Source organism: Alteromonas sp., assembly GCF_984505615.1.
Genome location: NZ_CFHOXV010000073.1, coordinates 1 through 8,179, shown reverse-complemented (window position 1 = coordinate 8,179; position 8,179 = coordinate 1). Strand labels below are relative to the sequence as shown.

5 protein-coding genes and 1 tRNA gene are annotated in these 8,179 nt (G+C 48.3%); 4 read left to right on the top strand and 2 right to left on the bottom strand.

Features of this window, described 5'->3' with window-relative positions; translation table 11 throughout:
- The first annotated feature begins 75 nt into the window (after positions 1-75).
- The 3 genes from AC4PME_RS20250 (at position 76) to lolE (ending at position 2,175) form a co-directional block, all read left to right on the top strand.
- Positions 76-152: transfer RNA gene (locus AC4PME_RS20250), tRNA-Asp, on the top strand.
- A gap of 104 nt (positions 153-256) precedes the next feature.
- Positions 257-943, top strand: coding sequence for a lipoprotein-releasing ABC transporter ATP-binding protein LolD (lolD, locus tag AC4PME_RS20245; protein ID WP_491045388.1), 687 nt, complete (start codon positions 257-259; stop codon positions 941-943).
- Positions 940-2,175, top strand: coding sequence for a lipoprotein-releasing ABC transporter permease subunit LolE (gene lolE / locus AC4PME_RS20240; RefSeq protein WP_491045389.1), 1,236 nt, complete (start codon positions 940-942; stop codon positions 2,173-2,175). Before lolD ends, lolE begins: the two co-directional genes overlap by 4 nt.
- 57 nt (positions 2,176-2,232) lie before the next feature.
- Here lolE and AC4PME_RS20235 read toward each other — a convergent pair whose 3' ends face one another.
- Entirely contained in the window at positions 2,233-3,579 is a 1,347-nt protein-coding gene (locus AC4PME_RS20235) for a dicarboxylate/amino acid:cation symporter (protein WP_303574807.1), read from the bottom strand.
- Between the two features lie 120 nt (positions 3,580-3,699).
- Here AC4PME_RS20235 and AC4PME_RS20230 point away from each other — a divergent pair, with 120 nt between their 5' ends.
- Positions 3,700-6,339 carry an Ig-like domain-containing protein gene (locus tag AC4PME_RS20230; RefSeq protein ID WP_491045390.1) on the top strand — a complete coding sequence of 880 codons (2,640 nt, stop codon included), beginning with the start codon at positions 3,700-3,702 and terminating at the stop codon, positions 6,337-6,339.
- A gap of 69 nt (positions 6,340-6,408) precedes the next feature.
- Here AC4PME_RS20230 and astB read toward each other — a convergent pair whose 3' ends face one another.
- A complete protein-coding gene (gene astB, locus AC4PME_RS20225) occupies positions 6,409-7,749 on the bottom strand; it encodes an N-succinylarginine dihydrolase (protein WP_490708777.1) in 1,341 nt (446 codons plus the stop codon).
- Positions 7,750-8,179 lie beyond the last annotated feature (430 nt).

Genomic DNA, 8,179 nt, shown 5'->3' with positions numbered 1-8,179 from the left:
TACCGGCCTGTCACGCCGGGGGTCGCGGGTTCGAGTCCCGTCCGCTCCGCCATTAGCCTGATTCACATTCCCAGTGGAGCGGTAGTTCAGTTGGTTAGAATACCGGCCTGTCACGCCGGGGGTCGCGGGTTCGAGTCCCGTCCGCTCCGCCACTTTCCTCTAAAGTTATCTGTTTTTCAACGCTTTCTGTTGGTCATTTGCATCCCTCACGTTAGTATTCGCTCAGGTAGAATTACTTCCGGAAGCTAGATTTCATATGGATGCACTACTCGCGTGTCGCGGGATTTCAAAAACTTATCATGACGGCGACAGCGATACGCCGGTTCTCTCTGATGTGTCACTTTCCGTACAGACCTCTGAGCATGTCGCTATTCTCGGCAGTTCGGGTTCAGGAAAAAGTACCTTACTGCATATTCTCGGCGGCCTGGACAAACCTGATGAAGGTGAAGTCTGGTTTCATGGCGAGTCCATGACAGGTATGAAACCGTCTCAGCTGGCGGCACTGCGCAATCAGAAAATTGGTTTTATTTACCAGTTCCATCATCTTCTCCCTGAGTTTTCAGCACTGGAAAATGCAGCCATGCCCTTACTGATTGGCGGTATGCCGGAAAAAAAGGCAAAACAGGCGGCAACTGACATGCTGGAACAGGTGGGGTTAACGCACAGGCTGATGCATAAGCCATCCGCGTTATCAGGTGGTGAACGTCAAAGGGTGGCAATTGCCCGTGCGCTGGTAAATCGTCCCGCTCTGGTGCTGGCCGATGAGCCCACCGGGAATCTGGACAACAAAACCGGCGAGCAGGTCTACGGTTTACTGACATCTCTCAGTGAAAGCCTGGGCACCAGTTTTGTTGTCGTGACCCACGATAATGCGCTGGCTGCACGAATGAACCGTACTTTGCATATTAAAGACGGATTGCTTCACGGGGAGGCGGCAGGTTGAATCTGGCATGGCAACTTGCTTCGCGCTTCCGGCGCGGTAAGCAAAAAAATGGCTACATTTCTTTTATCTCCTTCTCCTCCACGGTAGGGATTGGTCTGGGGTGTTTTGTGCTCATTGTTTTGCTGTCGGTAATGAACGGTTTCGAACGGGAATTGCTGAACCGTATACTTGCTGTTATCCCTCATGGCGAACTCTATGCCGTTAACAGTGAAGGCATTGAAAACTGGGAAGAAGAGATAGCCCGCCTTGAGCAGGATCCCAGGGTGGAGAGCATTGAGCCTTATACAAAAATCACCGGTATGTTGCAGCATAAGGGTAGCCTGAAAGCTGTCGAAATTACCGGTCTTGATATCAGCCGTGCCAGTCATGACCGCTGGCGGGATCAGGTGACGAAAGCCGGATGGGAACAGTTTATCTCGGGCGATGATAAAATTTTGCTGGGGCAGGGACTGATGCAGAAACTGTCGTTATCGGCTGGTGACCGCATTGGTGTCCTTATCCCGACAGCGACAGATAATATGGCATTCAAAGCCCCCCATCTGATGCATCTTACTGTGGCAGGCAGTCTGAACGTGGGCGGTGAAATGGATAATTACCTGGCGATGATGCACCTTAACACCGCATCAAAGGAATCCGGCGTAACCACCGGTGCCCAGGGCCTGCGTTTTATGTTGAAAGATCCTTACGACGCCTATGACACCATGCGCAGTATTGGTTATGATTTCAGCCAGGCGGTTTATATTTCCTACTGGATGCGTACCCAGGGACACCTTTATAACGATATTCAACTAGTGCGTGTTGTTGTGATGATTTCACTGACCCTGGTGATTGCTGTAGCCTGTTTTAACATTGTGTCCACTCTTGTGATGGCCGTCAGGGAAAAACAGGGAGCAATAGCAATCCTGAAAACCATGGGGGCAGGAGACAGTCTTATCCGCCGCACATTCATGATTCAGGGCCTTATCAACGGCGTAACCGGCATTGTTTGCGGCACCGTGGCAGCGGTATTCGTGGCGCCTAATCTTTCTGCCATTGTCGCTTTTATTGAAAAGCTGACAGGCATAACGGTGTTGTCCGGAGATATTTACTTTATCGATTTTCTGCCGTCAGAATTGCAGTGGCAGGACGTGGTTATTACTGTATCGACTGCCTTTGTATTGTGTTTGCTGGCAACATGGTATCCGGCTTCAAGGGCAGTAAAGGTTGATCCGGCAAGAGCACTGAACGGTTAGCAATAATTATGTGTGTTCTGAGCATAAAAAAAGGTGGCCGGGGCCACCTTTTTTCTTTTAAGCATTTTTATCGAAGTGTTCGAAGTCCACCGTTTCTTCTTTTATGCCTGCATCAGGGTCATTGTAAACCGCTTCATCCAGTTCGCCTTCACTCTTTGCCACCACACAGGAAACCATACAGTCACCGGTGATGTTAACGGCAGTACGGGTCATATCCAGTAAACGGTCGACACCGATAATCAAACCGATACCTTCCACAGGCAGATTCACCTGTTGCAGTACCATAGCAAGCATTATAAGGCCTACGCCCGGCACACCTGCCGTACCTACTGAAGCCAGTGTGGCGGTGAAGACCACCATAATATAATCACCGAGTGTCAGATCCACACCATAAACCTGTGCGATAAACACGGTGGCAACACCCTGCATAATGGCAGTACCATCCATGTTGATGGTTGAACCCAGTGGAAGCGTGAAAGAAGAAACCGATTTGCCCACGCCCAGTTTGTTACGTGCAGTTTCCATTGTCACCGGTAAGGTGGCGCTGCTGCTGGATGTGGTGAAGGCAAACAGGGCGGCATCGCGCATTTTCTTAATCATGGTAAACGGGCTAAGACCGGTCATGGTTTTAAGAAGCACTGAATACACAATCGTACCATGCAGAATAAGCACGACTAATACGAGGAAAAAGTATTTCGCGAGACTGCCAAGCATATCACCACCGATGGTGCTGAACAGTTTGGCCATTAATACGAACACACCGTATGGCGCCAGATTCATAATAATGGTAACCAGCTTCATGATAATCGTATTTAAATCTTCAAATACCGCGCCCAGACGTTTGCCGGCATCGCCGGTCATCGCCATAGCTACACCGAACAACACGGCGAAGATAATAATTTGCAGCATGTTTCCTTCCGCCATGGATTTGATGGGGTTGGTAGGGAACATGTTAATAATAACCTGAGAGAAGGAAGGGGCTTCTTTAGCCACATAGCTTGCATCGGTGGGCATTAATACGTTACTGCCGGGACTAACAACTAATCCCAGACTGATGGCCAGTGTAATTGCGATAGCTGTTGTGAGTATATATAACGATACGGATTTGAGGCCCAGACGACCCAGTTTTCCGGGGTCAGATAAACTGCACGTACCGCATACAAGTGAGATAAACACTAGCGGGACGACCAACATTTTCAGGCTGGCGATGAAGATTGCACCGATTGTGGAGAATATACCTTCTACCAAAAAGGTATACGTGGAAAATTCAAAGCCGAATATCGAAAAGCGAAAATCTCCGCTATTATCGAAAAGAAGCTGAAGTAACCAACCGGTAATGATTCCGGCGCCCATGCCGATAAAGATTCTGGCAGTGAGGCTAAGCTTATTAGCAGATTGAGACATGTGGGTTCCCTAACAACAATGTTATTGATTTTGTTATAGCTTTAGTGTGCCAGAATCTTATCAGATTGAAATGAAAAATATTTCAGTATTGTCATTTACTAGAGGTCCAGGAAGACAACTATGAAAACACTTTCCCAGTCTCTGACGCTGTTCAGTATGCTGTTCTTATTATTTGCCTGCGGAGGCGGCGGCTCGTTAGAGCGTGAATCCGACAGCAGTAGCGGCTCAGGAGACTCTGGCGACACTGACTCAACTTACACGGTTTCTCTTGCTCTCGTAAACCAGAATGATGAGACTGACCGTAATCTTGCGACAGATAACCCGCTCACACTGAACGCGACAGTGACTGACAATGACGGGGCGCCGCTGGCAGACACTTTAATTACCTTCACATTATCTAATGAAGAACTGGCTGTTTTCGGTAATGATACCGGTACAGCGCGTACAGATGATGCCGGTGTCGCTACTATTGATCTTACCGTTGGCACAGCAGCCGGTGATGGTCAGATCACAGCCACTTTACCTGATGGTACTGAAGGCACAACGACATTTACCTCGTCCGGCAGCAGTTCGGATGAAAACGCGGTCTATACAATTTCGCTGACTCTGGTAAACCAGGCAGGTGAGGCTGACCGTAATCTTGCATCAGACAATGCACTGACCCTCAATGTCAGTGTGACCGATCAGTTCGATAATCCTCTTACCGATACTCTGATTGACTTCACGTTATCTGATGAAAATATTGCCACTTTCTCAAACGACACGGCTACCGCCCGCACTGATGATACCGGTGCGGCGTCTATTGGTCTTGCCGTTGGCAGTGCCTCAGGTGACGGTGAAGTCACCGCTACATTACCTGACGGGACTACTGCTTCTACCACTTTTTCCTCTGAAGGCGCTTCTGTGATCACGGAAGTGCCGGCTGTTCTTGAGTTGTACACCACTTCGGTACAACTGGCTTCCAGCGGTTCAGATGACATTGAATTAATTGCACTGGTTAAAAATGCTCAGAGCGTATTAATGGAAGGGGTTGATGTGTCATTTTCTGCACCTTCTTCAGCCGGTGTAGAAATTCAGCAGGTTGACAGCCAGACACTGGAAAACGGTACGGCAACAGCCAGACTGACCAGTCAGAATAATGCTGCCAACCGCACTGTCACCGTGACTGCCGCCGCCGGCGACCTGACGCAAACCATCGACATTGAGATTTCAGGTACTGAGGTCACTATTAACGGTGCCCGCTCAATTACTATTAATGATTCCACCACTCTGACGTTGCGGGTTCAGGACTCGGACGGCACAAATATTCCTAATCAGGCCATCGAATTGGCTGCAACATCCGGCGAACTATCAGCGTCTTCTGTTGCAACTGGCGCGAATGGTCAGGCTACCGTGCAATTTACAGGTACCGTATCAGGTTCGTCCACGGTCACAGCGTCTGCGTTAAATGCCATTGGCAGTTTCACGGTCACCGTACAGGAAGATGACTTCTCCTTTACCACAGTGCCTGCTGAAGAAGTGGCTGTTGCACCGGATGACAGTTATGAAGAATCGAATTTCACCACACTGACAGTGAGCTGGAACAAAGATAATGCCCCTTTTGCCGGCGGAACAGTGACCTTTACTGCATCCCGTGGTGATATTCGCCCCGGCGATGAAAGCGGTACTACCGACGCTAACGGTGAGTTGTCTTTTGATATCGCGTCAACCAATGCCGGCTTATCTTCTGTCACTGCAACCGGCGTGGACGGTGACGGTAATGAGGTGAGCGCGACAGTTGATATTGAGTTCATCGCCACCGATGCCGACAGCCTTTATGTTGATGCGTCTCCTGATCAGATTGGTCCTGACGGACAAACCAGTACCATTACTGCGATAGTCCGTGACCCTGCGGGCAACCTGGTGAAAGGCAAAGTTGTCAGCTTTACAGTGAACGACACCAGCACCGGCTCTATTTCACCGTCACAGGCAACCACTGACAGTAATGGTATTGCTTCAACAGTATTCACATCCGGCGCAGTAACCAGTGAAGATGGTGTGATGGTTACAGCAACTGTGGTTGATGATGTCGCTGTAACCGGTGATGTGACGCTGACTGTAGGAAACCGGGCATTTGATGTATCAATCGGTACCGGTAATGAAATTGAAAAGCCCGATACCACGACATACCTGAAAGAGTTTGCTGTGTTTGTAACGGATTCGGTGGGACAGCCAATTGAAGGGGTGTCGCTGACAGCATCGTCCACACCTGTAAAATATGCCGATGGTGGTGAATTCTACAAGGGATACTGGGTATGGGTTGACCCTGTATGGGTTATCCGTGATGTCGATTCAGACGGGAATATTCTGGGTACCTATACCGCCGAATGTGTGAACGAAGACATTAACGGCAACGGTATTTTAGATTCAGGCAATTTTAATGCTCAGCGCCTGGCTTCGGATACTACAGACTTTTCCAATGGTGAAGACATTAACCGTGATACTTTCCTGACTCCCGGTATTGTTGGTTCACTGACATTCAAGGATGGTATCAACGAAACTGATGAAAATGGGCAGGCAACGCTGGAACTCCGTTATCCCAGAGAATATGCCGGATTTTACGAAGCTGAGATTTCTGTATTTGCACAGTCTACAGGTAGTGAAGCCAGTGCGAGTATGAAGTATCTGTTCGCAATCGCTGCAGATGACGCTTCGAATGAAAATATTCAGCCACCTTCCAGTCCGTTTGGAGTGAGTCGCCAATGTACAGATGCTGAGTGATTCAGCTCCCTGAAAAAAAGCCGTACTCAAAGTGACGGCTTTTTCATATCTGCCTGTCCGGAAGATTAATTAAACCTGCTGGAAGGGGTAGACCGAACCGAGTTTCATGATTTGTGTCAGTTCATCCAGTGCGGTACGGCTTTCTGTGAGTAACTGCGGATCCCGTAAATCCTGCTCAGACAGGCGGTCACGGTAGTGTTTTTCCACCCACTGATTCAGACGGGCAAACAGGATGTCATTCATCAGCGTATGCGGGTTTGCGGCCTTTAATTCTTTCTCATTCATGGCTACGCGTAACCGTAAACAGGCCGGGCCACCGCCGTTTCGCATGCTCTGCTTAACATCGAAGTATTTTACTTCTTTTACCGGAGTGTCCATGGCTGTGAGAGTGTTTAAATAATCAGAAACTGCCGGGTTTTCCTGACATTCTGCAGGAGCAATAATTGCCATGTGACCCTGCGGCAATGTGATGATTTGTGTATTAAACAGATAGGTACTGACCGCATCCATAACAGAAACAGCACTGGTGGGTACTTCAATGAAGTGCAGCGGACTGTCACCAAATTTGCGGCGAATTTCTTTCAGTACAGAGCCGGTATTCAAAAAGGCCTGCTCATGATAGAAAAGGACGTTCTGGTTACCTACTGAAATCACGTCGTTGTGGAAGACTCCCTGATCAATCACATCCGGATTCTGCTGGATATACACCACTTTTTCATCTTTCAGACCGTGCAGGCGGGAAATAGCCTGTGAGGCTTCAAACGTTTGTCTTGCAGGGTAACGCACCGGTGCAGGTTTACTGTGGTTAAACGCATACCGGCCGTAAACGAACAGTTCTACACCGGCTTTGCCGTATTCAGTACACAGCCTGGTATGGTTTGCCGCACCTTCGTCGCCGAAATGCTCGTTATCGGGCAGGTGAGTATGGTGAGCGAAGTATTTGTCATCATCAAAGGTTGCCTGCAAAATAGCACCGGTAACTGCCGGTTCAAGGGAACGGTGGAACTTATTGGTCAGGTTGGCCGGGGTAAAATGAATTCTGCCGTCCAGCGTGTCAGCACCGGGTGAAACCGTTGCAGCATTGGCTGTCCACATGCTTGAGGCGGAGCAACAGGCAAGAAAAACCTGAGGCGCCTGTTTTGCTGCTTTATCGAGAACCTGTGCATCTGAACCTGAAAAGCCCAGACGTCTCAGCATGGCGATGTCAGGACGCTCCTGCGGCGCTAAAACACCTTGTTTCATTCCCATATCAGCCAGCGCTTTCATCTTCGCCAGACCTTGTTTTGCTGCCTCTTTAGGATTGCTGACAGCATTGGCATTATTTTGAGATGCAACGTTTCCGGTTGATAACCCTGCATAGTTATGGGTAGGGCCAACGAGTCCGTCAAAATTTACTTCAAATTGCTGCATGGAATTGCCTCTTGGAAATGGATCATGAATGACTGCCGGCCGTTGCTTGAATTTAGCGTAAGAACCCAAATAAAGCAGGGGAAGGCAGCAAATAAACCGTCTTTTTTGCTCACTGAATTGGCGGCATTATACGGTTTTTAATGGCCTTGCCAACGTGAGTGATTAAAAAGTGAACGGTTTGTGGCGGTATTTGAAGCAGGCGACAGAATAACTATTAAGAAGATCTTGTTTTCCATTCACTTTGTAGATATATGTTAAAAAAAGAAAGGGTAGTGCACCATCACTTCTTTATACCCTTTATTATTCAATGAGATGATCTAAATCTCTGATTACGAACAGGTTTAATCAATTTTTATGGCAAAATCACTGGTTATTGTCGAGTCACCAGCAAAAGCAAAAACGATAAATAAATATCTCGGTAAAAATTTTA

Excerpts from the sequence above, each read along its gene's own strand:
- lolD (WP_491045388.1), top strand. The coding sequence starts at position 257 with ATGGATGCACTACTCGCGTGTCGCGGGATTTCAAAAACTTATCATGAC.
- AC4PME_RS20235 (WP_303574807.1), bottom strand. The coding sequence starts at position 3,579 with ATGTCTCAATCTGCTAATAAGCTTAGCCTCACTGCCAGAATCTTTATC.
- astB (WP_490708777.1), bottom strand. The coding sequence starts at position 7,749 with ATGCAGCAATTTGAAGTAAATTTTGACGGACTCGTTGGCCCTACCCAT.
- AC4PME_RS20230 (WP_491045390.1), top strand. The coding sequence starts at position 3,700 with ATGAAAACACTTTCCCAGTCTCTGACGCTGTTCAGTATGCTGTTCTTA.